Source organism: Agarivorans sp. TSD2052, from assembly GCF_023238625.1.
Taxonomy (GTDB): domain Bacteria; phylum Pseudomonadota; class Gammaproteobacteria; order Enterobacterales; family Celerinatantimonadaceae; genus Agarivorans.
In genome coordinates this window covers 4050001-4074320 of sequence record NZ_CP096670.1, presented here as the reverse complement: position 1 = coordinate 4074320, position 24320 = coordinate 4050001, and the positions used below count along the sequence as shown (strand labels likewise).

23 protein-coding genes and 1 riboswitch (1 of these 24 running past the window's edge) are annotated in these 24320 nt (G+C 45.8%); of the genes, 15 read left to right on the top strand and 8 right to left on the bottom strand.

Annotation, left to right across the window (positions count from 1 at the left end; translation table 11 throughout):
* Window positions 1-97: 97 nt before the first annotated feature.
* Genes M0C34_RS18640 through M0C34_RS18620 form a run of 5 tightly spaced genes read left to right on the top strand, consistent with a single transcriptional unit; the run spans window position 98 to window position 4150 of the window.
* Entirely contained in the window at window positions 98-967 is an 870-nt protein-coding gene (locus M0C34_RS18640) for a branched-chain amino acid ABC transporter permease (RefSeq protein WP_248713155.1), read from the top strand.
* Between the two features lie 4 nt (window positions 968-971).
* Window positions 972-1943 carry a branched-chain amino acid ABC transporter permease gene (locus M0C34_RS18635; protein ID WP_248713154.1) on the top strand — a complete coding sequence of 324 codons (972 nt, stop codon included), beginning with the start codon at window positions 972-974 and terminating at the stop codon, window positions 1941-1943.
* Window positions 1940-2722: an ABC transporter ATP-binding protein gene (locus M0C34_RS18630; protein WP_248713153.1), complete on the top strand. Its 783-nt coding sequence runs from the start codon at window positions 1940-1942 to the stop codon at window positions 2720-2722. Before M0C34_RS18635 ends, M0C34_RS18630 begins: the two co-directional genes overlap by 4 nt.
* Window positions 2723-2725: 3 nt before the next feature.
* Window positions 2726-3448: an ABC transporter ATP-binding protein gene (locus tag M0C34_RS18625; protein ID WP_248713152.1), complete on the top strand. Its 723-nt coding sequence runs from the start codon at window positions 2726-2728 to the stop codon at window positions 3446-3448.
* Between the two features lie 6 nt (window positions 3449-3454).
* Entirely contained in the window at window positions 3455-4150 is a 696-nt protein-coding gene (locus tag M0C34_RS18620; protein ID WP_248713151.1) for an aspartate/glutamate racemase family protein, read from the top strand.
* A gap of 66 nt (window positions 4151-4216) precedes the next feature.
* On the opposite strand, the gene aguA is transcribed toward M0C34_RS18620, so the two are convergent.
* From aguA to aguB, 3 genes are read right to left on the bottom strand one after another with little or no spacing between them, the layout of a single operon-like run.
* Complete coding sequence (gene aguA / locus M0C34_RS18615) at window positions 4217-5308, bottom strand: agmatine deiminase (protein WP_248713150.1); 1092 nt, start codon at window positions 5306-5308, stop codon at window positions 4217-4219.
* Window positions 5309-5310: 2 nt separating this feature from the next.
* On the bottom strand, window positions 5311-6708 hold the full coding sequence (locus M0C34_RS18610) for an APC family permease (RefSeq protein WP_248713149.1): 1398 nt from the start codon (window positions 6706-6708) through the stop codon (window positions 5311-5313).
* A 4-nt stretch (window positions 6709-6712) separates the two neighbouring features.
* Window positions 6713-7594 carry an N-carbamoylputrescine amidase gene (gene aguB, locus M0C34_RS18605; RefSeq protein ID WP_248713148.1) on the bottom strand — a complete coding sequence of 294 codons (882 nt, stop codon included), beginning with the start codon at window positions 7592-7594 and terminating at the stop codon, window positions 6713-6715.
* 105 nt (window positions 7595-7699) lie between these two features.
* Between aguB and M0C34_RS18600 the strand changes: the two genes are divergently transcribed.
* On the top strand, window positions 7700-8593 hold the full coding sequence (locus M0C34_RS18600) for a LysR family transcriptional regulator (RefSeq protein ID WP_248713147.1): 894 nt from the start codon (window positions 7700-7702) through the stop codon (window positions 8591-8593).
* Between the two features lie 166 nt (window positions 8594-8759).
* Window positions 8760-9227, top strand: a complete 468-nt coding sequence (locus M0C34_RS18595) for a DUF2059 domain-containing protein (protein ID WP_248713146.1) — start codon at window positions 8760-8762, stop codon at window positions 9225-9227.
* Between the two features lie 123 nt (window positions 9228-9350).
* Here the strand turns inward: M0C34_RS18595 and M0C34_RS18590 are convergent, their stop codons facing one another.
* Window positions 9351-9611, bottom strand: a complete 261-nt coding sequence (locus tag M0C34_RS18590; protein WP_248713145.1) for a VanZ family protein — start codon at window positions 9609-9611, stop codon at window positions 9351-9353.
* 361 nt (window positions 9612-9972) lie between these two features.
* Between M0C34_RS18590 and M0C34_RS18585 the strand changes: the two genes are divergently transcribed.
* Both M0C34_RS18585 and M0C34_RS18580 read left to right on the top strand, forming a co-directional pair.
* Window positions 9973-10224 carry a DUF2999 family protein gene (locus M0C34_RS18585; protein WP_248713144.1) on the top strand — a complete coding sequence of 84 codons (252 nt, stop codon included), beginning with the start codon at window positions 9973-9975 and terminating at the stop codon, window positions 10222-10224.
* Window positions 10225-10478: 254 nt separating this feature from the next.
* Entirely contained in the window at window positions 10479-11765 is a 1287-nt protein-coding gene (locus tag M0C34_RS18580; protein WP_248713143.1) for a DEAD/DEAH box helicase, read from the top strand.
* A 90-nt stretch (window positions 11766-11855) separates the two neighbouring features.
* Here the strand turns inward: M0C34_RS18580 and metJ are convergent, their stop codons facing one another.
* Window positions 11856-12155: a met regulon transcriptional regulator MetJ gene (gene metJ / locus M0C34_RS18575; RefSeq protein WP_248713142.1), complete on the bottom strand. Its 300-nt coding sequence runs from the start codon at window positions 12153-12155 to the stop codon at window positions 11856-11858.
* A gap of 153 nt (window positions 12156-12308) precedes the next feature.
* On the opposite strand from metJ, the gene metB reads away from it, so the two are divergent.
* Both metB and M0C34_RS18565 read left to right on the top strand, forming a co-directional pair.
* Window positions 12309-13466, top strand: coding sequence for a cystathionine gamma-synthase (gene metB, locus M0C34_RS18570; protein ID WP_248713141.1), 1158 nt, complete (start codon window positions 12309-12311; stop codon window positions 13464-13466).
* Window positions 13467-13496: 30 nt separating this feature from the next.
* Complete coding sequence (locus M0C34_RS18565) at window positions 13497-15908, top strand: bifunctional aspartate kinase/homoserine dehydrogenase II (protein WP_248713140.1); 2412 nt, start codon at window positions 13497-13499, stop codon at window positions 15906-15908.
* A gap of 163 nt (window positions 15909-16071) precedes the next feature.
* Here the strand turns inward: M0C34_RS18565 and M0C34_RS18560 are convergent, their stop codons facing one another.
* A complete protein-coding gene (locus tag M0C34_RS18560) occupies window positions 16072-18129 on the bottom strand; it encodes an alpha-amylase family glycosyl hydrolase (RefSeq protein ID WP_248713139.1) in 2058 nt (685 codons plus the stop codon).
* Window positions 18130-18402: 273 nt separating this feature from the next.
* Between M0C34_RS18560 and fabR the strand changes: the two genes are divergently transcribed.
* Together fabR and M0C34_RS18550 are read left to right on the top strand one after the other, a co-directional pair.
* Window positions 18403-19023, top strand: a complete 621-nt coding sequence (gene fabR, locus M0C34_RS18555) for an HTH-type transcriptional repressor FabR (protein WP_248713138.1) — start codon at window positions 18403-18405, stop codon at window positions 19021-19023.
* Between the two features lie 12 nt (window positions 19024-19035).
* Window positions 19036-19374, top strand: a complete 339-nt coding sequence (locus tag M0C34_RS18550) for a DUF1422 family protein (protein WP_248713137.1) — start codon at window positions 19036-19038, stop codon at window positions 19372-19374.
* On the opposite strand, the gene M0C34_RS18545 is transcribed toward M0C34_RS18550, so the two are convergent.
* The gene (locus M0C34_RS18545) at window positions 19371-19832 is read right to left on the bottom strand and encodes a YHS domain-containing (seleno)protein (RefSeq protein ID WP_248713136.1); all 462 of its coding nucleotides are present in this window, start codon (window positions 19830-19832) and stop codon (window positions 19371-19373) included. The two genes, M0C34_RS18550 and M0C34_RS18545, sit on opposite strands and share 4 nt — an antisense overlap.
* Before the next feature lie 109 nt (window positions 19833-19941).
* Window positions 19942-21045, bottom strand: coding sequence for a tRNA (uridine(54)-C5)-methyltransferase TrmA (gene trmA / locus M0C34_RS18540; protein WP_248713135.1), 1104 nt, complete (start codon window positions 21043-21045; stop codon window positions 19942-19944).
* Between the two features lie 147 nt (window positions 21046-21192).
* Between trmA and M0C34_RS18535 the strand changes: the two genes are divergently transcribed.
* Both M0C34_RS18535 and M0C34_RS18530 read left to right on the top strand, forming a co-directional pair.
* Window positions 21193-22368 (top strand): DUF5610 domain-containing protein, encoded by a 1176-nt coding sequence (locus M0C34_RS18535; protein ID WP_248713134.1) that lies wholly within the window; start codon window positions 21193-21195, stop codon window positions 22366-22368.
* Between the two features lie 56 nt (window positions 22369-22424).
* Window positions 22425-22650, top strand: a riboswitch (cobalamin riboswitch).
* Window positions 22651-22687: 37 nt separating this feature from the next.
* A protein-coding gene (locus tag M0C34_RS18530) for a TonB-dependent receptor domain-containing protein (protein ID WP_248713133.1) crosses the window boundary here: on the top strand, window positions 22688-24320 show its 5' portion. 203 nt of this gene lie beyond the right edge of the window; the window shows 1633 of its 1836 coding nt (coding positions 1-1633); it begins with the start codon at window positions 22688-22690; its stop codon lies off the right edge, out of view.

Below are 24320 nucleotides of genomic sequence, written 5' to 3'. Positions count from 1 at the left end.
TCAAAGGTGGCAGCTATATAGCGGCTGCCACCGATGCTTGGCGACTCATACTGAGAAGCCAAGCATTCTATAGAGAATGCTTTGTGAAGGGTTAGTTATGGAACAGATTGTCGTTAATGGTCTTTATCTTGGAGCGCAATATGCCTTGATTGCGCTAGGCCTAACACTGATTTTTTCGTTGATGAACGTACTCAATTTTGCCCATGGGCAAATGTATGTGTTAGGTGGCTTTGTTACCTACACCATCGTGGTGCAGTTTGAATTGCCTTTCTTAGTGGGCTTAATTTTGTCAGCCGTTACCCTTGCGGTGGTGGGGGGCTTAATAGAGAAATTCTTATTTCGGCCAGTGATTAAGAAATCCAAACGCGATGAGAGCTCCATGCTACTGGCTGCGGGTATCGCCTTCTTTCTCGACGCGGTCATCTTGTTAAGTTTTGGAGAAAAACAGCGCGGTGTTCCCAAAATAATCGACGGGGTGTTTAACTGGGACTTTCGCATCATCATGCCCTACGACCGAATAGTGATTGGCTTAATTGCTATTGCGATGATCGTGGTGTTTATCATATTTATGCAATATTCCAAACCTGGCCGCGCCATGCGGGCCTTGGCACAGGATAAAGTTGCCGCCCAATTAATGGGGGTGAACGTTGATCGCTACCAAATGATTGGCTTCGCTTTAGGTGCCAGCTTGGCCGGTGTGGTGGGTGGCTTATTGGTTACTATCACCGGTATTAACCTTGGCATGGGCGGGCCCGCTTCAATTAAAGCGTTCATGATGATCATGATTGGCGGGGCTGGGGTTATCTCTGGGGCGATCGCCGGCGGTTTTATCTTAGGCATGTTAGAAAGTGTTGGTTTGTCGGTGTTATCGGAATATGGCGATATCACTTATTTGGTGATTTTTGCATCGTTGATGATCTTTTTAGCCATTCGCCCACAAGGGCTAATGGGCAAACCATGGGGCTAATAGTATGAACAAAAAAATGGTGTTTCGAATAGCGCTTTTTTTGCTCGCGGTTTACTTACTGGTTCCGTTAGTGATTACGTTAACTGGGCGCAGCGATTTTTATTACACGCTCACTTCAGTGGCTTTGTTGTCGATTGCATCGGCGGGGGTATGGTTAACCTTTTATATTGGCCGGATAAATATTGGCCAAGGGGCTTATGCTTTAGCCGGTGGCTATGTATCGGCTATTTTAGTGACCCAAGCAGGGCTTAACTTTTGGCTTAGCTTGCCTTTAGCTGGGCTATTTTGTGCCGTATTATCGGTATTTATCGGGCTGCCGATTTTAAGGTTACGCGGCGTGTATTTTGCCATGGTGACGTTAGTGTTAACCGAAGTGATGCGCCTAACGGCTTTGGCATTACCTGTGACACAAGGTGCCAAGGGTATTACTTCTATTCCGCTACCTAAGGCGGTAGAAATTTTCGGCATTACCCTGATCCCCGATTTTGCTAGCCTAGACAATCCTAAAATTGCGTTCTACCTGATGGCTGTGACCCTCATGATCATCGCTTACGCGGTAGTGTGGCGCTTGGTTAACTCGCGTTTGGGGCATCTGTGTCGCTCATTGCAGCAAAATGAAGAGTTATCGGCCTCTATTGGTGTAAATACCGCTTACTTGCGGATTGTAACCTATTCAATATCGTCCTTTTTTGGCGGCATTGCTGGGGCGAGTTTTGTTGCCATTTCGCAATCAATTTACCCTTCATCTTTCCAAGTCGCCGACAGTGTTAACTTCATGTTGAACTGTTTCTTGGGGGGCTTAGGTTATGTATTTGGGCCGATGTTAGGCACTTTAATGTTGTACTTCGGTTGGGATTTATTATTTACCGCTGGTAAGTATCAAATGCTGATTTTTTCTAGCCTACTGATCATTTTGATGTTGGTGTTACCCAACGGCGTATTTAGTCTGCTGGAACGAAAAAAGGAGCGCTTATGACAGCCCTATTAGAACTGCATGGAGTGACTAAACGATTTGGTGGCTTAACTGCGGTGAATAACATTAGCTTCTCAGTAGAGAAGGGCGAGATATTGTCGGTAATAGGTCCTAACGGGGCGGGTAAGTCGACCTTATTTCAGCTGATTTCATCATTTTTGAGCACCAGCAGTGGCGAAGTGTTATTAAAAGGTGAGCGAATTAATAACCTCGCACCGCACATTGTTGCTCGTAAAGGGGTGGTTCGTACTTTTCAAGAAACCACGGTGTTTCGCTCAATGACGGTGCGCGAAAACATTATTGCGGCGCATCACTTACGCTCCAAAGCCTCCTTATTCGGCTTTTTTCTCGGCAGTGCGGCGGCCCGCAGTGACGAACGCATATTTGCTGAGTCAGCCGATAAAATTATCGAATTTTTAGAGATGCAGGCAATTAGCGGCGAGCTAGCGTCAAATTTACCGCAAGGCCATTTACGCGCTTTAGGCATGGCCATCGGCTTGGCCACTGATCCCGCTATTTTACTGCTAGATGAACCATTTGCAGGCATGAACCACGACGAAACCATGAAAATGGTCAGCTTGGTGAAGCGCCTAAGAGACGAACGGCAAGTCACGGTATTGCTGGTAGAACATGACATGCCGGCAGTCATGAAAATATCAGATAGGCTGATTGTGATTAATTTTGGCGAGAAAATTGCCGAAGGCACACCTAGCGAAATTCAAAATAACCCCAAAGTCATCGAGGCTTACTTGGGCTCAGAAGATGCAGCTATCGGGATGTAAGCTATGACCGAAATACTTCGTTTTGACAATGTAGAACTTTATTACGATCACGTTTATGCCCTAAAAGGGGTATCGATTAATTTGCATCAAGGTGAAACCGTGGCGCTTATTGGGGCCAATGGTGCGGGGAAATCCTCTATCTTGCGAGCCATCACCGGTTTAACTGACATTAAGTCGGGGGCTATTCACTATCTAGGTGAGCGTCTCGATGGCACTTCTGCACCCGATATTGTGAAAAAGGGCATTGCCATGGTGCCAGAAGGGCGACGGGTTTTCCCGTTAATGTCGATTAAAGACAATTTATTGATGGGGGCATTTACCCGGAATGACAAAGCCGGTATTGCCGACACGCTCGACAGTGTTTTAGAGCGTTTTCCCAGGCTGCGTGAGCGTTACCAGCAGCAGGCTAGTACTCTATCAGGGGGCGAGCAGCAAATGATGGTGATTGGTCGAGCCCTGATGGCAAAACCTAAAGTGTTATTGCTCGATGAGCCTAGCTTAGGTATTGCGCCCAAGTTAGTACAAGACATTGCTCGCTCTATTGTCGCTATCTCTAGGGACCAAGACGTAAGTGTATTGTTGGTAGAGCAAAATAGTCGCATGGCGATGTCTATTTCCAATCGCACCTATGCCTTATCTACCGGCTCGGTAGTGCTTGAAGGGCAGTCCAGTGAGTTGATGAATGATCAGCGGATTAAAGCCGCTTATCTCGGCGGAGAGGTGTAACCAACGATGCGAATTCTGGTAGTTAATCCTAATACCTCAGCGGCCATGACCGACAAAATCGCCCTGTCAGCCAAGCAGATTGCGGCGACTGGCACTGATATTATTGCAGTGCATTCGCAACATGGACCTGCGTCTATAGAAGGTTATTACGACGAAGCCTTAAGCATTCCCGGTATGTTAGCGGCGATTCAGGCAGTGGTGAATTACGATGCCATTGTGATTGCGTGCTTTGATGATACCGGCTTGGATGCCGTGCGCTGCTTGACCGATAAACCGGTGCTTGGCATTGGTGAAGCGGCTTGTCATGTGGCGTCGATGCTGGCTAATAAGTTTTCGGTGGTCACCACCTTGGCCCGCTCGGTACCAGCATTAGAGCATAATTTGCTGGGCTATGGTATGGACAGAAAATGCGTGAAAGTGCGCTCATCTGAAGTCGCGGTATTAGAGCTTGAAGAGAATAATCCTGCAGCCTTGTCAAAAATTTCTAGCGAAATTGAACAGGCCATTATTCAAGATCGCGCCGAAGCAATTGTATTAGGTTGTGCAGGTATGACCGATTTAGCCAACGCTTTGTCTATAAAATACGGTTTACCAGTGTTAGATGGAGTGTCTTGTGCGGTGTCGTTATGTGAAAGCTTGGTGCGTTTAGGAGTGAATACTTCCCGTTTAGGTGGTTATTCACCGGCGGTGGATAAGTACTGAAACAAGATAAACCAAGCCAAGCGGCATTGACTTGGTTTATCTTTCACGAGGTGTTTGTCTGCGAAGTTAGACGCTAGGCACTTGTTGGGTAATGCAATGAATATTGCCGCCACCCAGTAAGATTTCACGCGCCGTCACTCCCACTACCTTATGCTCAGGAAATGCCTCAATCAACACATTTTTGGCCAATTCATCGTTAGCTTCATCTAGTAGAGGAAACACCACTAAGCCATTGCTTATCAGGAAGTTGGCGTAAGACGCCGCTAATCGCTCACCGGCCTCACGTTGCATGCCCTCGGTTTGGTCTATTCCCGCCGCTTCCTCTTCACTCATATAAAGAGGGCCAGGCATGGGGAGTTTATATATTTTTAGCGCACGGCCCTTGGCATCGCGTTCATTACTGAGCTGTTTATACGCGGCTTGGCTAATGGCATATTGCGGGTCGCTGGGATCATCACAGCAAGTGAGAGCTACTTCTCCGGGCTTAATTACATGCATGATATTGTCTACATGCCCATTGGTTTCGTCGTTATATAAGCCCTTGTCTAGCCAGATGATTTTCTCTATACCCAAATAGCTTTTTAGATTCTCTTCTATTTGTTGCTGAGACAAATCAGGGTTTCTGCTGGGGTGAAGCAAGCATTCTTTGGTGGTATATAAGGTGCCGTCACCGTCAGTGTGAATGGCTCCGCCTTCTAATACAAAGGGGGCTTTGTAGCTAGCGTCTCCAGTGATATTGAGCATCTTCTCGGCCACCGCATCATCTAGATCCCAAGGGAAATAAAGGCCATCAACTAAGCCGCCCCACGCATTAAATTGCCAACTAATACCGCGGCGCTCGCCTCCTTGATTAACCACGTAAGTAGCGCCAATGTCGCGCATCCAGCTGTCGTTATAAGACATCTCAATCACTTTGATATGTGCTGGCAACTGGGCCCGCGCATTAGCGTATTGGCTTTGTTCAACCAACATTACCACTGGCGTAGCTTGGGCAATCGTTATTGCTACCTCTACAAAAGCGTGTTGGGCAAACTTGCCGCTATAGCGCCAGTTATTGCTGCGTAATGGCCATGACATCCACACTTCGCTTTGTGGCTGGTGTTCACCGGGCATATAAAAACCGGCACTGGCAGGTACCTCTTCGATGATTCTGCTCATGCTTAAGCTCCTGTTTCGCTGGCCAGATTCAGTGGGCTACTTTGTCGTTTCGCTCGTAGCAGTAGCAGCTCACCAAGGGCAATGGTGGCTAGCACGCCGCTTAATACCGGAATGGTATATTGCCAATCGATAGTGCCGAAAATGATATCTGGGAAGATAAATAGCACCACCGCTTGTAAGATAACGAGGAAACAAATAACGGTCATCGCTAGCTGCACTTTAAGCCCGCCCGGTATTTTAAATGGCCGGGCTGTTGCTGGATCGTTAATACGCAGCTTTAAGTAAGCAGGGAACATCAATAAGTAAGGTAATAGGAAGATGCAGCTTGAAAAGGCAAACATCGACCAGAACAACTCATCATTGGTGTTAGCAAAAAAAGTGTAGATGAAAATAACGGCAGTAGAAACTAACCCTGTGATGATGTTCGCACCTACCGGGGTGGCGTATTTAGCAGAGCTTTTTGCCACAATGTTAGGTAACTCACCGTCTTTAGCTGACTGCGCAGCAGCGCGGCTAGAACCCATGGTCCAGCTCACCATATTGCCAATAAAGGTCAGTAGGGTCACAACGCCTAGCGCATAGGTCATAAATATACCTAGCGGACCATTGCCAAACAGTACTTTAAGGGCATCAATAATGCCTGCTACTAAGCCCACTTCTTCAACCGGCAGTGCCATTAGTATGCCCAAGGTGCCAATAATGTAGAGAAAGGCCGTAATTGCAATGGCTAAGAACACCACCTTGGGAATTTGTTTTACGTCTTTCATTTCTTTAGTCATGGTGGCGACCAATTCAAAGCCCATTAAATTGAAGACTAACGCAGGAAGAAATGCCGCTCCGGAATCAAAAGAAGGCATTACTGCCGCTAAGCTAAATTCGTTGGCAACACCATTTTTCATCGCATAAATAAAACCGCCTATGCCAAGCACCGAGATAATGAGCACTTTTAATACCGCACATACATTGGTAATTAGCACCCCCACATCAACTGAGATATTACATACCCACACGGTTAGCCAAGTCAGGCTTATGCAAATAAACACCTGAGCGCTAAGGGGTAAGTCTGGCGCAAATAGTTCTGAAAACATACCGGCAAATAAGATGTACACCGCGGGCATCCACAAGCCAACATTTATCCAGTAAAACCAGGTCGTTCTAATAGCCCAGCTGGAGCCAAAGGCTTTCTTTACCCAGTCGTAAATGCCTCCCTCTCCGGGGTAGGCGGCGCTGAGTTCTGAGGTGATCAAGCCATAAGGAATCACAAAAATAACTAAGATGAGTGTCCACCACCCTAGAGAACTTACGCCTATAGACGCTGACGCCGTTAAGGTGTCTACGACCAGTACCGCACATAAGCTAAACAATGCCAGTGGGGTTATGCCCATTTTTTTAGTTGTCATGCGTCTAATCCTTTAACTGACCATCTAGGGTTAATAAGTGTTGGTAATGCTCGGGGCGTCGATCTCTAAATAGCCCCCAAGCGCTGCGCTGAAACTCAATCTCGTCTAGATCAAACTGGTGTACGAGTACCTCTTGAGTATCGCGGCTGGCTTTAGCCAGTACTTCGCCGGTGTAATTGGCAATAAACGAAGACCCAAAGAAGGTGATTTGATGATCGCGAGACTTTGCTTGTTCGCAGCCAATTCGGTTAGAGGCTATCACTGGCACCTGATTGGCAGCGGCATGCCCCTGCATCACACATTGCCAATGCGGTTGAGAGTCTAGCTCTGGTTGGCTTGGCTCACTGCCAATAGCGGTTGGAAAAAATATTAACTCGGCACCTTGTAAGGCGAGGCTACGGGCGGTTTCTGGAAACCACTGATCCCAGCAAATACCAATGCCAACTTTGGCATAACGGGTGTTCCAAACCTTGAAGCCGGTATCGCCAGGGCTAAAGTAGTATTTCTCTAAATATCCATCACTATCGGGGATATGGGTTTTTCGATAAATGCCTAACAGCGAACCATCGGCATCAATCATCGCCAAAGAGTTAAATTTCACGTTGCCCGCTTTTTCAAACCAGCTGAAGGGCAACACCACTTCTAGCTCCTTGGCTAACTCAGAGAGCTTTTTAAAGGCCAAATTATCTTCTAAGTAACTGGCGAGCTTGTGATATGACTCTTCAATTTCAATACAAAAATATGGTGTTTCAAACAGTTCTTGAAGCAGGATGATTTGCGCGCCTTTGGCGGCGGCTTCTCTTACTAAATATTCTGCCTTGGCAAGATTTTCTTCTATGTTCCATGAACAAGACATTTGTGTGGCGGCTACAGTGACTTTTCTCATCCCAATTCCTATACGGGTGATGCAAACTATGGAACATTTTTATCTTAAAAAGGGTTATTATAAAAACGCTATTTTTTTATTTGTATATGAGAGATATCGATAACTGTGGACATAGATATAAATCAACTACGCCTGCTGGTGGTATTAGAAAGGGAAAGGCATTTATCTAAAGCCGCCCAAAAGCTGTTTATGAGCCAGTCAGCGGCTAGCCATATTTTGTCTAAACTGCGTCATCGTTTTGATAACCCGTTATTTATCAAAACCCGCACCGGCATGGAGCCAACACCGCTGGCTCAAGCCTTATTACCTGATATTGAAAAGGGCCTAAGTTCGATAGACATGGCCTTAGCCAAAATGAAGCCATTTAACCCCTTACTCGACGCCAAAACGTTTTACATTGGTGCTATCGACTACTTTGAGTTTTATGCACTGCCTAAATTGGGCAAAAAAATGGAGAACAGTGCACCCAATGCACGAATTGCGGTAGACATTCTTTCCGAAAACATCCAAATGGAGCGGGTAGAACAAGGCCGAATAGACCTGATGTTAGGGGTGGATACATTGCAAAATATGCCGCGTTATTATCACCGTTATCATTGGCTAAGCGATCCTTATGTGGGCATTGTGTCCAAACAACAGAGCAACTTTCCTGAAAAGTTTACCTTTAGAGACTTTGTAGAGACGCCACAGGTACACCTACCCTTAATTAACTCGGGTGCCGATCCCATCGACCGATGGCTACTGGCGCAGCACCAAGCTCGGCAGATTTCAATGACGGTGCAAAGCTATGCGGTGGGCGCAATGGTCACCGCCAATACCCGTAACTTAATGTGTGTGCCGCAACGGATTGCCAAAGAACTCGAACAAATGCTACCGGTACGCATCGTTGAGCTACCAGAGGGCATACCCGAGCTATCGTTAAGCATGTTTACTCATCAGTTATACGATAGCCAAGAGAGTGTTCAATGGTTAATCAAACAAATTCAGCAATGCACCTGACAAATTATTCATGCACTCATCACCGGGTTTTAGGTGAGTCTGGGTATCACGCTCCGGTAAATTGCGATTAAAATCACTTTAAAATGTGGACTATTGCCACTTGCTTGTTAATGTTAGTCAACGATTTATCAGTACTTTTCTCAGCACCCATATACAAGGATAGAAAGTGAACAAATATTTACTATTACCATTGATGGTTTTAACCTTTGTGGCGCCTACGATGGCTCAAGAAACGCCAATCGATGAGATGTTTAAGGTTATGAAGATGGACCAGCAGTTTGAGGGTGGATTCGAGGCCATGATGCCAACCATTGATCAGATGACCGCTCAATTTAGATTGGATAATGAGGGTAAGGAAGAGCTTAAGGGTATTTTTCGTGCTTGGTTTAATGAAGATATCGACCGTCCGAAAATCATTAATGATATGAAAGAGCTGTACACACAAACCTTTACTGATGATGAAATCATCGAGATTACAAAGTTTTACCAAACGCCAGTCGGTAAAAAATTCTTAGAAAATTCAGCCCACTTAATGCAGGTAGGTGCCCAAGTAGGCATGCAAGAGGCGCAATCTAAACAAGCGATGTTGATGGAACGAGTAAAACCTTTCTTGGAAAAGCACGGTATTAAATAGGCGATATGCCTCTGGCTCCCCACCTAGACTTAGGCGGCTTTTATATCTTACTTTAATAAGCCGCTAGTTGATGTTGGTATAGGTCCGACCGCCTTACAGTGCAAAGCACTGGGCTCAATCAGACTAAGCGATAGGCTTAGTTTCTCCCGGTGACAACGGTGACTTACTTTGCTGATTCGCATAGTAACGATTGATTAGAAAACAAGACATAGAAGCGATGGCTATGCCGAGCATGTCTGCCGAGGCGTCGATAAGGTCAAACGTGCGATGCGGTATAAATGCTTGGCTGAGCTCTTCACCAAGGGCAAATATAGTCACCAAAATAGCTCCCCAATAAAGCCGAACACTCGCAATGGCTAAAACGCGAAACTTCAGGGCGATCACCAAGATAAACGTGAGTGTGCCAAAAAGGCAAAAGTGGCCTAATTTGTCGCCATAAGGAAACGAGGCTACAAAGTTAAAAAAACACGCTAGAGCCGCCAGTATTCGCTAAATAAATAACCCACAAAATAAAGCCAAGAAAGACTGCTGCGAATACAGTGGCCAGTTTATTCATAATCAATCGCTAAAGAACAAGAAGACTTGCAAAGCAATATAACAGGCCGTTCAACTTGAGATAAGCGAATGATGCTGAATCATAGAGACTGCGTTAACCGGGTTAACAAGGTGGTGGTTGTCAGTGTCATCATATTCAGTCAAATGGTAGACTGCTCCCTTATTTTGTTTAGTGTTTAAAGGTAATGTGATGAACCCAATTATTGCAATGTTGAAAGAGAACAATATTAGTGACCAACAGATCGGCGAGGTGTTTCAAGCGCTGACAGACAATCCTCTTGCAGCAATGGCAACGATCTCTCAGTTGGGCTTACCTCAAGAAAAACTTCAACTTATGCTCGGCCAGGTGATGCAAAACCCCGCTTTGATTAAAGAAGCGGTAAACGAGTTAGGTTTAGATTTCTCGAAAGTTGAAGCCGCCAAAGAGCAGCTTCAGAAGTAAGTTTCATTGCTAGATAATCTGCAAGGGGCGTTTAGCGGTTATATATTACAGTCTTATCAGCCCGTTTTATCTTTAGCGTTGTAGATTGCTCGCTTAAGCCGAATCGACAACCCTTGGCTAGTTCTGTTGGTGTCAATGTTGCTGTGGCTGGCCGCACGATTAGCTAAAGCACTTGAGCCCTAAAAGCGTTCGACCACCGTTAAACAGCCTTGCTTAGACTGACGAAGCGGTGCTGCTGTAACCGAGGTTTTTCTATGTCATTTGAGTTACTAGGCTTGTGTAGTGCGCTGTTGAAAAGTGTTGCTGAACAAGGTTATACAAAACCAACACCGATCCAACTCGAAGCGATTCCGGCGGTACTGAGTCAACGTGATGTTATGGCGGTGGCACAAACGGGTACCGGTAAAACAGCGGGTTTTACCCTACCGATGGTACAGTTGTTATCTGGCGCTGCTAGCCCGAAGGCTAGCTCGGTTCGTGCACTTGTTATTACTCCCACTCGAGAACTTGCCACTCAAGTGCTCATGAATGTACAAAACTACAGCCGTCATATGAATATTCAATCAGCGGCGGTGATGGGGGGGGTGAGGATAGAACCGCAAATAACACAGTTGCAAGCGGGTGTAGATATCTTGGTTGCCACCCCTGGCCGTTTGATTGATCTATACAAGCAGCAAGCGATTCGCTTCGATCAGCTTGAGATCTTGGTGTTAGATGAAGCCGACCGTATGCTGGACTTAGGGTTTATCGACGAGATGAGCTACCTCCAAAGTGTACTGCCTAGCAAACGTCAAACCTTGATGTTTTCAGCGACCTTTTCAAAACAGATCAAATCGCTGGCGAGCGGTATGCTCAATAATCCGCTGTTGATTGAAGTTGCCGCCGCAAACAGCACGGTTGATTCGGTTAAGCAGCGTCTCCATCCGGTAGACAAAGCGCGTAAAAGTGAGCTGCTGATTCACCTTATTAAGCGTAATAATTGGCCTCAAGTGTTGGTGTTTAGTCGTACTAAACTGGGTGCTGACAGTTTAGCCTCTCAGCTTGAAACGGCTGGCATTAGTGCCGCTTCTATCCATGCTAACCGAACCCAACATGCTCGTACATTAGCTTTAGAAGGGTTTAGAGACGGCAGTGTTGCAGTGTTAGTTGCTACTGATATTGCTTCTCGAGGTATAGATGTTAGTCAACTGTCTTGTGTGATTAACGTCGATCTGCCCTATGTAGCAGAAGACTATGTGCACCGAATTGGTCGTACTGGTCGAGCTGGCAGCTTTGGTTTAGCGGTTTCACTGTTTAGTGAGGATGAAACTAAACAGTTGAGAGCAATAGAGCGCTTAACGGGCCTGAAGTTCAAACATGACATTGTCCCTGGCTTTGCGCCCAAGCCCAAACCGAAGCAAGCCGTGAATATATCGGATGATGATGACGAATATGGCAATTTTGAGCCAGACCCAGAACCGCAAGGCCGAGCTAAAGGGCGAGGAAGTCGTCAGCCCAAGGTGGCTAATCGCAGTGGCAAAAAACGACCGCGCAATAAATGACAACAAGCAGATTAAAGAAAGCAGCCGTAGTCTTAAGACTAAATTCATTGGCATGCAGTTAAAGCAAAGCCGCTCTAACAGCGGCTTTTTCTAATCTTCTTTATTGAGTTCTGCTAGGGCGGCCTTTTCTAAGGCCGGATCTGGCTTATCTTTTTGTAAGTCGGCATCATCGGGCAGGGGCTGACCAGTATAGGCATGTAAAAAAGCTTCGCAAAGCAATTCGCTATTGGTGGCGTGACGCAAGTTATTAATTTGTCTGCGGGTACGTTCATCAGTCAATATCTTTAAAACCTTAAGAGGTATAGATACTGTGATTTTCTTAACTTGTTCGCTTTTTTTACCGTGTTCAGCGTAAGGGCTGATCCACTCACCGTTCCATTCTGTCGACATACTACAATACACACTAAACCAAAGAGACCCTATTGTAACGGGGGAAAAGCCACTTAGCAATCCAACAGCAAAGACATTTAGACGTCTAGAAGTGTTGACGTCTTTTTTGCTGGTGGTAAAGTGGCAGGATAAATTGAGGGAGTAAATCAGCAAATGTCTTTAAAAGATCTTCAAGCAGCCACCATAGCAGTGCGCAGCGGTATTGAAAGTGATAGCCAGCACGGCGCAGTAGTTCCGCCCATTTATTTGTCGAGCAACTACAGCTTTGCTGATTTTAACCAGAAACGCCAATTTGATTACAGCCGCTCAGGCAACCCTACACGCCACATTTTGGCCGAAGCCATTGCCAATTTAGAGCATGGCGCGGGCGCGGTCATTACCAATACCGGTATGTCGGCGATTAACTTGGTTACAGCCTTATTAGAGCCGGGTGATTTACTGATTGCTCCTCATGATTGCTACGGCGGCAGTTACCGCTTATTTGATAGTCTGGCTAAGAAAAGTGCTTTTGAAGTGGCTTTTGTAGATCAAAATGATTCGTCAGCACTGGCTGAGCTATTAACCAAAAAACCTAAAATTGTTTGGCTAGAAACGCCAAGTAATCCTTTATTGCGAATTGTTGATATTAAGACTATTGCCGAGCAAGCACATGCTGTGGGGGCCTTGGTGGTGGTAGATAACACCTTCTTATCGCCAGCCCTGCAAACCCCTATTTTGTTAGGCGCAGATATTGTGGTGCATTCGGCCACTAAATACATAAATGGCCACTCTGACGTGGTGGCCGGAATGGTCGTAGCGGCCACTGATGAGTTAGCCGAGCAGCTAGCTTGGTGGGCTAATTGTTTGGGCTTAACTGGCTCTGCCTTTGATTCCTATCTCACCTTGCGTGGCTTACGGACTCTCAAGGCCAGAATGAATGTCCATCAGGAAAATGCACAAGCCATTGTGGCGTGTTTGCAGCAGCAAAGCGCTGTGGGCAACATTTATTATCCTGGTTTACCTGAGCACCCGGGCCATGCGCTAGCGCAAAGCCAGCAGCGTGGTTTTGGTGCTATGTTGAGTTTTGAATTGGCTTTAGATGAGAGCCAAATGGTGAAATTTTTGAAAGCGTTGCAGCTGTTTTCCTTGGCCGAGTCGTTAGGTGGAGTAGAGAGTTTAATCGCCCACCCTGCGACCATGACACATGCCGCCATGTCGAGTGACGCCTTGGCAGAGGCAGGGATTTCTAATCAGCTATTACGCGTGTCGGTGGGTTTAGAAGACGCCCAAGATTTAGTTAATGACTTACAGCAGGCCTTTGCCAAACTTTAAGTTTGGCTAAAAGTTGTAGAGAGGTATTCAGTGTCAGTAAATAGGCATGTTCATAAATTTGGCGGTAGCAGTTTGGCCGATGCGGGTTGTTTTAAGCGCGTTGCCAATATTGTTGCTGAACATTCTCAGCCCCATGATCTTATTGTTGTGTCAGCAGCCGGTAAAACGACTAATCGTTTACTGAAGATCATTGAGCTAGCCAAGCAAGCAGATGATGCTACGGGCGAGGCTCTAAAAGGGCTTATTGAGTTTCAATCTAAGTTAGTTAATGAGTTATTAACTGAGCAAAAGGCCAAGCAAATTGTCAGCGCTTTAGATCGTGAGCATCATCAAATTGCCAGTGTATTAGAGGGCGAGCTCAGTACCTTTAATATTAACCAGCTGTTGTCTTTTGGCGAACGCTGGTCAGCCCGTTTGTTAGCAGCATTACTCAGCGAATTAGACTGCCAAGCCGAATGGTTAGATTCTCGAGAATTTTTTAAAGCGGAATTATCAGCTCAGCCTCAAGTTGATGTTGAACAAAGTGCGCCATTATTAGCACAGTGCTTAGCGGCTAAATCGGCTTGTAGAATAGTCGTTACCGGCTTCATTTGTAGCGATAGCCAAGGGCGTACTGTAACCTTAGGGCGCAATGGCAGTGATTATTCGGCTACTGAACTCGCCGCTTTGGCTGATGCCATCTCTACCACTATTTGGAGTGATGTGGCCGGTATTTACAGCGCTGACCCGCGCCTAGTAAAGGATGCGCAGCTGTTAGAACAGTTGGCTTTGAATGAAGCCTCTGAACTGTCTCGCATTGGTAGCTCGGTGTTACATGCGCGAACGTTAGAGCCCTTGGCTCGTTCTAGACAAAAAGTGAATCTGCGCTGTAGCTATGCTCCGAAAGATGGGCAAACCCTTATCTATCGCAAAGGTATAAAAAGTAACGCGGCTAAAATTGTCACCTCAGTAGACGATATCGTGTTACTTGAGCTGACTTTTAAGCAAGATTTTAGTCGCCATGCTACTGGTTTATTAGCAGAGCTAGCAAAGAATCATTTGGCTCCAGCTACTCGCCACAAGCATAGTGAAACGGGCTCTTTACGCATGGCCTATACCCGTGAGTTAGTGGATGAAGCCTTAACACGCATTGATCACTTGGCTGCCCAGTTTCAGGTGCAGCGAGTAGAGCGCAGCGAAGGCTATTGTTTGGTGGCATTGGTTGGCGCAGGTGTCTGTGATAACCCGCAGCAGTGTTACCAATTTTTTCAGCAGTTAGCTGAGCAGCCTCTCGAGTTTATTCATTCGAGTGCCGATAAGTTGAGCTTGTGTGCGGTAGTTCGAAAAATCACTTTAGAGCCCTTGCTTAAAGAGTTGCACACCAACTTGTTTAAACAAAAACGTAAGCTAGGTTTAGTGGTATTTGGTAAAGGCAACATAGGTAGCCAATGGCTAAGTTTGTTTGCTGAGCAAAAAGCAGAATTAGAGCAGCGCTACCCATTAAGTTTGAGTCTAGCCGGCGTGTTTTCTAGCCAACGTGGTCAATTAGATTTTACAGGCTTAGATGCCAAGCAAGCCTTGACGGGCGAACCAAACCTTACACTGATTTGGCCTGATCTGTTCGATAAGCTTAGCCGCCACCCTTATGATGAACTGGTCGTTTTAGATATTACTGCCAGTGAATCGGTAAGCGCATATTATAGCGAGTTTGCGCGCCGAGGTTTTCATGTGATTACCGCCAATAAACATGCGGGCGCCAGTGAACAAGCAAATTACACAGCCCTTAAAACCAGCTTTGCTGATCACGGTTCACATTGGTTGAGCAATGCCACGGTTGGCGCTGGTTTACCGGTGCAATCTAGTATTCAGCACTTGCGCCAAGCGGGTGATCAGATTCTGGCTATATCGGGGATATTTTCTGGCACCTTGAGCTGGTTGTTCCAACAGTATGATGGCTCAGTGGCCTTTTCTGAGTTGTTGGCGGATGCGCTTAACCAAGGCCTAACAGAACCCGACCCGCGAGAAGATTTATCCGGGAACGACGTGCAACGTAAGCTGCTCATTTTGGCTCGTGAAGCAGGTTTTTCATTAGAGCTTGATGATATTCAACTACAGTCTTTGGTGCCTGAACGTTTAGCGGGCTTAGCGCTTGAAGATTTTCTTGATGCGATGGTGGAGTTAGATGAGCCTATGCTGCAAGCCTACAATGATGCTAAACGACAAGGCAAGGTGATTCGTTTTCTGGCTAAGATAAACCCTCAAGGGCAGGCTGAGGTAGGCTTAGCAAGCATTGATGAGCGACATCCGTTTGCCAACTTAAAGCCTTGTGACAATATCTTTGCCATAGAGAGCCAGTGGTACAAGAAAAACCCCTTGGTCATTCAAGGCCCTGGCGCTGGCAGAGAAGTGACCGCCGGAGCACTGCAAGCAGATTTAGTGAGTTTGTGTAGCGCACTAAGTTAAACAGCGGAATATTTAAAACAAAAAAAAGCCTCCATAAAGGAGGCAAAATAAGGGTACAAAAGGGTGTTTAACAAACGTTTGAAGGATAACCTTCGTTCTAGTATTAAAGGCTCTAGACAACCTATCTCAAGAGGGCGGTAATGACACCGCCTTCTTAATGTTACTACTCACACTTGCTTATCATCATCGTTCCGCCAGTTAAGGCATCATTGATTTCAAAGCTGTAAACATAATCACCGGCTTCAGGAATCACAAGACTTGATTCAGTGCCCTCACCGGCGGCAATTGACATTGCTTGCTCTGTTGCGATAACTGCTACGCCTGTAGCCGTTGCAAATTCTGAGCTCCAATCAGCGGCAGCGAACTTGAAACCAAATGATGTGGTCGCAGATTCAGTGACGACGACTTGGTAAATGTTGTCACCTTTGTAGCTAAATTTGTGACTATCTGGTGTCGCACCAAAGCCATCACCACCATTATAGTTACCGCGGATCCACATCTCTTTATCAAGAGGGCCATTGCCAGCAACGTCAGGTGCGCTGCAGTCAGCTAAAGGACCAGTGCCGATCAAGCTTCCACCATTGCCTTGTTGCGGGCCTTCAGCAGTTGCCGACAGTACTTCAAGGAATAGTGATTCAAAACCCTCGATGTCGATGCTGTAACCACCCGATGCGATATCGATGGTTTCGTTGGTCAGCATATTACGCAGTTGACCATCACTACCAATATCTTCACCGGTGACATCAATAGTAAAGCTGTTAGTACTGGTGTTGTTTAGAAATAGTATGGTGTTGTCTTCATATTGCTTGTGGTCGAAGAACACACTGGCGGCGTCATCATGACTAATAGCGATGCGCTCACCTTTATACAGTGCAGGGTTAGCAGCACGCAGAGTCATCAGAGCGCTGATGTAGTCCCGTAAATCGGCTTGACTGGCGTCAGCGTTAAATACTGCACCGCCTTGCTCGCTGGCTAAACCTTCCACTTTACCACTGTTACGGGCAACGTGATCGTCACAGAGACCTTGGTCAGCACAAGTTGTGTTACCTACTTGGTCTGCAAATCCGGGGACTTCGTCGCCAATTTCTTCACCGTAATACATGGTAATGGGACCAGAATAAGCACTTAAGAAAGCATAAGCTGCTTTATGGCGAGCCCAGTATTCTTGTTGGTTTGGTTGAGCAATGTCGCCACGCTGTAATAAATCACCAAAACGAACTAAGTCATGGTTACCAATAAAACCATTGGGTACGGCGTGGTCTGGGTTGGCTATTTGAGCGTTGAACGCAGCATTTAAATTGGTTGCGTCGCGACCTCCACTGCCATTTTCTTCTACGGCATAGGTTTGAGTAATGCTATAACGCATTGGAAAATCAAAGGCCGAACATACGCCTGGTGCTGCTTCTGGGCCGTAACCTTCATCACGAATCTGACTACCGCCACCATCCCAAATCTCAGCAACCATGTAAGCGAGAGGGTTAACGCTTTCGCCATTCATGGTGTAAGTGGTTGCTTTTGAGGCATCTTCTACCGATTTACGAATTTCTCCCCATGCGCCAACCGGAACTTGGTAAGCTTGGTCTAAACGCCAGCCATCAATACCTAGTTCAGTGACCCAATAGCTAGCCACTTCTTTGTAGAACTCTAAGGTGTCGTTATCGGTACCCGGGTAACTTACTGGGTTGTCACTACCAGAAGGTGTTAGGCCGTTAGGAGACGGAGTAACACTGCCTTTATGGTGACCAAATACGCCATCAAAAATAACGTACATACCTTTTGCATGTGCTTTATCAACTAATTCTTTAGCTTGCGCTTTGGTACCAAAATTAGGGTCGATTTCAAAGTAGTTACGAGTAAAGTAGCCTGTTGCATCAAGCTTAGAGCTACCCTCTGAGTCAAAAATTGGGGTCATCCAAATCGCATTCATACCTAGGCTTTGAATGTAATCTAATGAGTCAATGATACCTTGAAGATCACCCTTGTGGTGGCTAGTGCCGTAACCATCGTTATAGTCATGGTTAGAGTCACCATCGATGAACGCTTCGGTCATTACTTGGTAAATACGCAGTTCTTTCGCTTTTTCATAAATAGCTGCATCACACGCATAAGCTTGGTATTCGTAATCTGATGGAGGTGTTGTGCCACCACCATCACCACCACCACCACAGGCACTTAACCCAAATACAACTGCCATTGAGATAGCACTTTTAGACCAATTCATAACTCTTCCTTGCTAGGTACATCTTATATAGCTTGAGTAAATCACAGCGTAGGCCATCTAGATACTTGGTATCGTTTTCAAGTTGATGAAAAATTGACCCAGCTCGCATCTTTGGTTTTATTGAGATCTTTCACAAGATATGAAATCCTTTTCATGTCTTGTTTGTAAATGGACTGTATTTGTTGTAGGGGCAATGCGGTTGGATTAAGGATCTTAAATTTGGCTTTTTCTTCGCTCAAGGTATTATGCTCTAGGGAATAAAGAGGAGAAGTAATGAGCGGTGTAAGAGCGCAGCAAAAAGAAAAGACCCGTAGAGCGATTATTGACGCTGCATTTAGTCAATTGAGTGCTGAGCGCAGTTTATCCAGTTTAAGTTTGCGAGAAGTCGCCCGTGAAGCGGGTATTGCGCCAACGTCTTTTTATCGTCATTTTTCTGATATGGAAGAGCTAGGCTTAACCTTAGTGGATGAAGGGGGACTAACTTTACGCCAACTGATGCGCCAAGCTCGTCAACGGATCATCGCCTCTGGCGGCAGCGTTATTGGCACGTCGGTCGCAACATTTATGGAGTTTGTGTTTAATAATCCGAATATATTTCGCTTATTGCTGCGCGAACGTTCAGGCACTTCACCAGCTTTTCGGGCTGCGGTAGCCAGAGAAATCGCTCATTTCATTGCAGAGTTAACCGATTATCTTGAGCTCCAATACCGCTGCCCGCGAGAGGACGCGCAAATGCAAGCTGAAGCAATGGTTATCTTAGTATTTAACGCAGGCGCTTCAGCGCTTGATTTAGCGGAGCATGATCGTCAGCAGCTATCTCAAAAAACCATTAAACAGTTACGAATCGTAGCCAAAGGTGCGGCTTTATATAACCGCTCTGAAACCCTAAGTTAAGAGGTCGTCAATATGAAAGTAAGAAAATCGCTATTATTACTATCGTTTGTTGCAGGCTTGAGTGGCAATGCGAGTCTTGCTCAGTTTGCTGTAGCAGGATTGAGTTTTTCAATATTTCCTATTATTGCTTTTGTGTTAGCGGTAATGCAGCTCTATCAAATGTACATGCATCAAGACCTCAGTGAAGATTCGCCGATTACTAGCGTGGCGGCATTCTTACTTGGAGCCTTAGGTTATTCAGCCATGTTAAGGGCCGAATTTCCCGATATTGGCAGTAATATCGTATTACTTCTTGTTTGTTTAGCCATTGGACTGTGGTTGATGTTTAAAGTGGGAGGCTTTAAGCGCTAATTGTTTAGTGCTTGCTGCCAAGCTTGGTCGGCAGTGCGTTGATAGCTTTGCCAGTCGCCAGTTAACCAACGCTGGCGACCTCGTTCAGCAAAAAATAAGTGTAACTCGCCGTTAAAAAATTCCCACACTTGGCCGTTAGTGCTAATTAACCCCTCTCCTAGCGACAGGGCATTTGAGCAAAACCCGTTGTATCTCGGGCGATAACGCTCAGGCCCACTGGCAAATTTATCGGCACTTTGCTGACTCGCAAAATACCAGTCGGCCTCATTCCAGCGAACTTTGAAACGGGCCGAGCCTTCAACAATTGTTCTATTTCCGGCCTGAGCGGCGCTATGGTAACTGAGTACATCTGTTCCACCGACCGCTTTATCCCCCCAATAACTGGTACTAACTGGCTCGGCGGTAAAGCTGTTTAAGCTGAATAGTAAGGTAAAGCTAATTATGAATAGGCGGTACATAAGCGGTCCTTGCATTGTGGCTATTATCAACTGTAGACCGATCGGGGCTGGTTGTAATTTCACATTGAAGGAAATCAGCGATTAAGCACCTTAATCGCTGATGGGTTGTTTATCGGCGTTGTAGGTAGACGCCAACCTCAATGTGGTCAGTGTAAGGGAACTGATCAAACAGCGCCCAATGACTAATCTTGTGAGTTTTACTCAGGGTGCTGAGGTTGTCGTATAGAGTATTTGGGTTGCAAGATATGTATACAATGTTGTCGTAGGCTTGCACCATGCCTAAGGTAGCATCGTCTAAACCTGCTCGTGGTGGATCAACTAAAATGGTATTGCATTGGTAGCTGGTTAAATCCACATCGGCTTCTTTTAAGCGGCGAAATTCGCGCTCACCTAACATGGCTTGAGTAAACTCTTCTGCCGACAGACGCAAAATTTTCACGTTATCAATGGCATTGGCTTTGATGTTGTATTGTGCAGCTTCAACCGACGGTTTAGCTATTTCGGTAGCCAGTACTCGATTAAAGTTTTTCGCCAGAGCCAGCGAGAAGTTACCATTACCACAATACAGCTCCAATAAATCACCTTGGCTATTGTTAGTCGCTTGTTGTGCCCATTCCAACATGTGTTGATTTACCACCGCGTTAGGCTGAGTAAAGCTATTCTCAATTTGCTGATAAGTGATCTGCTGTTGATTAACAGTGAGCACTTCATCGACCCGATCTTGCTCCAAACACATTTTCTGTTTACGCGAACGACCAATCAGTTGAATAGAGAACTGCTTACTGAGTTCTTCTTTTAATAGTTTGGCTGCTTCCCGCCATTGTTCATCAATGGCTTTGTGGTAAAGCATGCTCACAATGACTTCGCCGCTCAAAGTCGACAAAAAATCCACTTGAAATAATTTGTAGCGCAATAAGGTATTAGACTTTAATTGCTCAATCAGCAAAGGCATTAGGCGGTTGATAATTTCGCTGGCGGGGGGAAAACTGTCTACTCTAAATTTCTGTTTGGTTTTCTGGTCAAACATAATGTAGTAGAGATCGTCACCTTCGTGCCATATGCGAAATTCGGCACGCATCCGGTAATGTTTAGTTGGAGAACCGAAAATGCTGGGCTCTGGTGGTGAAAACTCAGCAAACTGTTCGCGACGTTTGGCGACTTTCTCGGCCAAGAGATCTTGGTACTGTTCTGGGTAGTATGCAATAGCGCTCATGACCGCTCCTCTAAATCTAGCAAGGAGCGCAATTTAAAGGCGCATCGCGTGCTTGTCCAGTTTATCTACAATAATAGTGATAATATTTCTAAAGTTTTAATTTAACGTGCCGATACGCAGAGACTAGGGTAAATCCATGGGGGCTTTATGAATGAACTAAATGGCTTGGGCAAAACGCCCATTCAACAATATGCTGAGCGTCTATTGCAGCAATCAACACCTTCGATTGCTAAGAGCAATGGCCTTGCTGATGATAAAGCAAGCTTGACCCAGCAGGGCGCGGTGGCCAGCCATGTATTATTGAGTTCAATTGAAAAGCACACCTTATCTATTGCTAACGGGGCGGTGACAATACCTAAGCCTGAACAGCCTAGTATTTTTGACGCTGAAGAAGTCGCCCGCAATGTACTTAACTTTGTGGCTGGTTCGCTAAATAGTGCCAAGCAGTCGGGAATGTCAGACGACAAACTTGAAGAAATGATGGCTCAAGCTCGAAAAGGCATTGATGTTGGTTTTGCTGGGGCTCGTGAAGAGCTTAGCGATGCAGGTATTCTAAATGAAGAATTAGAGAAGGGCATTGATAAAAGCTACGACCTAATTCAAGAAGGTTTAGAGAAAATTGAAGACGGTGATTACGAAATCCAATCAGCGCCTATTTATAATCAATTGGCTATGTCTAATTCTCAATCTGCCAGTATGGAATTAGAAACGGCCGAGGGGGATATCGTCACCATCAGCTATGGCTCTCAATTAGCCGCTAGCTATACAGAAGGGCGCTCATCTATTCAGGCTTCCTTTGCTTCCCAACAACAATTTAGTTTTTCGGTCGAAGGTGACTTAAACGATGATGAGCTAGCCGCGATCGCTGATTTGATTAAACAAGTTGATGAAGTGGGCCAACAGTTCTTCTCTGGCGATTTAGATAAGGCTTTTGATCAAGCCCTTAACATTGGGTTTGATGAGCAACAGTTGGTGGGTTTTGCGGTTAACTTTCAGCAGCAACAGAGTGTTGCGGTTACTCAGGCTTACCAGCAGGCTGCCGACAAGCCAGCGGGTGGTTCAGACTTAGTACCTGATCTCAGTGAGTTCTTATCAGCATGGCAAGATATACAAGCCAAGGTGAGTGCTTTGTTTGCTGAGCCTCAATCTTCTACCGAAGCATTGTTAGCGGGAATATTGCCGATTTCAAGCCCAGCGGAAGAGAAAGACAAGCACGCAGATGTTGAACGCTTCAAAGGCTTCGCTGACAGAATGGCTGAGGCCGTAGCACTGTTTAACAATACCCCTACTAATCAAGCCAGTTCTGCCAACAATATTAGTTAATTTCAAGTTCAGCTAATGCTCGTTGCTTTGTGCTATCAATCATATAAGGGCTAGCTTATAATCTCGCTCGCTGTGGTGCCTAAACGTGTCATGTTTAGGCCTAATAGGGAATCTGGTGAAAATCCAGAACTGTCGCGCAGCGGTAATGAGGAACGAAAGCTCAGGGAGTGACCTTTTCTAAAGATCTCCAGACACTGTTTGAATGACCAAATGGGAAGTCGTAGCCGTAGTACAAATAACCAGCCTCTAAGTCCGAATACCTGCCACAACGCACATGCTAATAAATAGCAAAGTACTACGCGAAGATTAGGAACGATCGATGAACAAGCTTATGTTACTGGCCATTATTACGCCAGCTTTTGGCTATGCCCAAGAAACCCCCCAACAACAACCTACAGTGGTAGTTACCGCCAATAGAATGGAGCAAACTGCCGCTAGTGTTATTGCTCCTCTTACCGTGATCAGCCGTGATGAGATAGCCAGCAGCGGCGCTCAAGATATTGTTGATGTACTGAACCAGCAAGTGGGTATTAGTGTGGTTCGTAGTGGCGGTAAAGGCCAAGCCGAGAGTGTATTTATTCGCGGCTCAAGCTCTGCACAATCTTTGTACCTCATCGATGGTGTACGTATTAACACCGCCACTAGTGGTGGTGCTCAAATGTCATTACTGCCATTAGAATTTGTAGAGCGTATTGAAATTATACGCGGGGCTCGTGCGTCAATCTATGGCGCAGACGCTGTAGGAGGGGTAATCAATATTATTACTCGCCCAGATTTTGGTAGTGAATCACTGGGATTAAAAGCGGCTTTAGGTACGCAAAATAGCGCTAAGCTTGCCGGTCGAGCAACTGGGTTAATCGGTGATAATACTCAATATAATCTTGTGCTTAGTGCGGATCAAAGTGATGGGTATGATATTCGCCCTCAAGACAACCTAAATGAAGATTACGGCTATGAGACGTTTGGTGGTCTATTTAGTGTTGACCATCAATTTAATCAAGCTTGGCGTGGTCGTGTCTTTGCCATTCACAATGACAGTGAATCTGAATACATACAAGGTGCGAAAGCACTCAATAAACACCAACAGACCGTATATGGCGCAAGTATAAACTACGCTGCCAATCAGTGGACCAGTGAACTGGGTTTGAATTATCACCAAGACCGTTCAGACAGTGCCCCAGCGAGTGATTTCAACAATCCTGAACGCTACACGACTGAGCGAAATGCAGCTAATTGGCTGTTGGCTTATCAGCTTGATGAAAACTGGTTATTGCAAGGGGGTCTAGATTATCAGAATGATGATATTTCAGGCTCTAGCTTGGTATACCAACAAGCAAGCCGAGATAACAAGGCGGCACATATTGGCGCCCGAGCAGACTATTTGGTGCATATCTTAGAGGCGAGTGCGCGTTATGACGACAACGAACATTATGGTGACCACACCACCTATAACTTAGGTTGGGCGTGGCAACTACAGTCTGACTTACGTTTCAATGTATTACATGGCACCGCTTTTAGAGCGCCTACTTTTAATGACCTCTATTACCCTGGGAGTGAAAACCCCAATCTTAAAGCTGAAACCTCGACCAACTCAGAGTTTGGTTTTGCTTTAGACTTACTCCGTAGTCAGTGGCAATTTAACGTATTTCGCAATGATGTCGAAAACTTGATTGCTTGGGGCTGTGTAGCTCGCTGTGATAACGATTACAGTGGTACCCCTGACACATGGCCTCTTTGGACGCCGGACAATGTCAGTGATGCGCGTATTCAAGGCATAGAAATTCAAGGTGATTTTTCAACCTCTTGGGTAAATCATCGGGTGATTGTTGAATACCTTGATCCCAAAGACCAAAACACCAACAAGAACTTAATCCGTCGTCCAGAAGAACAAGTGAAGTATAAGGCTGATGTTAGTTGGGCCGACCTACAAGTGGTGGTTGACTTCTTATGGC